Below are 2,032 nucleotides of genomic sequence, written 5' to 3'. Positions count from 1 at the left end.
TTGAATCTTTTGTCGTTTTTTGCGACATGAATTAATTTATCATGTTTCAAATTGGTTGTCAACACTTTTTTAAATCTTGTTTAAATTTCTTTTCGCACGACCAAATAATTGTCCGAGGTGACGAACCACTGAAAATCACAACAAAAATAACTATACCATAGTATTTTTAATCATGCAAGAAGAATTTTATATTTTTCATACCAAACTAATAAATCATCTTTTTCAGCTTTTCTTATACTGACTTCTAGCCGATATATATGGCAGGCAATCTTCTTTGCTCGCCACACGCAACAGAAGTTGAAAGAGTTTTTCATACCTTTCTCTCATCGACTTCTTCAGTAATGCGTCGATACGATTGTCTTCCAAATCCATTAATAGTTCTTCTAACTCCCGTTTGATTAAATACTCAATTTCCTTTTGTTCCATTTCATTTATTAATAATCCCAGCATTCCTATTCACTCCAAACATATTAACTTTTTTCACCGTTTCTTTACCTAATATAATTATACGCATATATGCGGGTTAAGCAGAATTTCGTCGGTTATTTATAGATTTTCTGTTTTCATGTTAATTTACTATTCCCGAATTTTCTCTTCATACAACATCTTTTTAAACTTTCTTCTAAACCCAGCTCATTACATGATGTTTTTCATTTTTTTAGTTTCCCATCATATAGATGAAGTAAGGACAAGTTATCCAAGGAGGAACGAAAATGGATCATTTCTATGTATTCAGCTTTAAAAAGAGAAGAAGATATTTCACGCTTAGTCTTGTATTGCTATTAGCCGCTGGTTTTTTCATATTTCAATCCAACATACTTGGCAGTAACGCAAGTGATGAAGTTGCACTAACAAAGGGGAGCGTGGAAGAACCGAATATTGCACTTACCTTTAACATCAGTTGGGGAGAGGAGAAAGTTCATGATATCCTCGATACATTGAAACAGGAAGAAGTACAAGCAACCTTTTTCCTAAGTGGAGAGTGGGCAGAGCGTCATCCGGCCATTGTTGAAAAAATCACAGAGGATGGACATGAAATTGGAATACTCGGGTATAGATATAAAAGCTATGTAGAACAGGATTTGGAAGAAGTGAGGAGAGACTTATTCCTTGCTCAAGAAGCATTTGAAAAGCTTGGATTTGAAGATATCAACTTACTTCGGACTCCTAGCGGACGGTTTAATGAAGAGATTCTGGATCTTGCTGAATCAATGGGATTTGAAGTGGTGCACTGGAATATCAATCCAAATGATTGGAAGAACCCAGGTACAGAAAACATTGTAGATGTTGTTATGAATGATACAACGAATGGAGATATCATTCTGCTTCACGCATCCGATAGGGTCAAACAGACGGCCTCCGCTCTAGAAACAATTCTACCTGGTTTGAAAAGTAAAGGATTAAATTTTGTACCAATTAGCGAGTTAATCAGTCAAGCCCATGCCGATATTGAGTTGATTGAGTAATTTTTTCAGATTGGGATAACCATCCCTCTGTTCTCACCACCATAAAGTGAAACTTCATTCAGCGGGGGGTTTCCTACCGTTTCCTACCTCCCCCACTGAATCTTAGTGGAACGGAATCAGGGATTTACAGACTGTATATCCCCCACCTTCACTTCACATCTTGGGCTTCCTCCTGTTTAGGGGTGGGGTATTATAGACCGTTAATGCGTGATAAAAGGAGACCTACAGTTTCTACAGGGTATTTTTTCTTAATAGAAAAGAGCCAACCTCAAAATTTGGTCCGGCGCTTTTTGCTTCATTTTTAGTAAGTTAATCCATGGCCAAGCTTATACACATTTCCTAATTGATCACTCAAAGGGAGTCTGAGCGGTAATGCACTTGATGATCGATATTTTCCCGTTAAGACTTTGAGCTCGGCCAAATACATATAACCTTTCCGAAGACTTCTTACTTCTAAATTTAGTCGTTTTTCCCTTATATTGATGCCCTTCTTTAACTGTTGATCTTTCTCTCCCTAGCAAAAGGCTTATACATTTGAATAATTCAGGTTATATCATTTATTAAAA

2 protein-coding genes are annotated in these 2,032 nt (G+C 36.6%); one reads left to right on the top strand and one right to left on the bottom strand.

Features of this window, described 5'->3' with window-relative positions:
- Positions 1–222: 222 nt before the first annotated feature.
- Positions 223–450, bottom strand: a complete 228-nt coding sequence (locus SPD53_RS19650) for a hypothetical protein (RefSeq protein WP_336253563.1) — start codon at positions 448–450, stop codon at positions 223–225.
- Between the two features lie 263 nt (positions 451–713).
- Between SPD53_RS19650 and pdaB the strand changes: the two genes are divergently transcribed.
- Entirely contained in the window at positions 714–1,466 is a 753-nt protein-coding gene (gene pdaB, locus SPD53_RS19645; RefSeq protein ID WP_156857534.1) for a polysaccharide deacetylase family sporulation protein PdaB, read from the top strand.
- Positions 1,467–2,032: the final 566 nt, after the last annotated feature.

The sequence above is a fragment of the Oceanobacillus sp. MO10714A genome (assembly GCF_037072045.1).
Classification (GTDB): Bacteria; Bacillota; Bacilli; order Bacillales; family Amphibacillaceae; genus Oceanobacillus; species Oceanobacillus indicireducens.
Note: the sequence above shows the minus strand (reverse complement) of the source record. Positions and strands in the feature narration are given on the sequence as shown.

What these genes read in the sequence shown, in the direction of transcription:
- pdaB (WP_156857534.1), top strand. Translation starts at nt 714, where the DNA reads ATGGATCATTTCTATGTATTCAGCTTTAAAAAGAGAAGAAGATATTTC.
- SPD53_RS19650 (WP_336253563.1), bottom strand. Translation starts at nt 450, where the DNA reads ATGCTGGGATTATTAATAAATGAAATGGAACAAAAGGAAATTGAGTAT.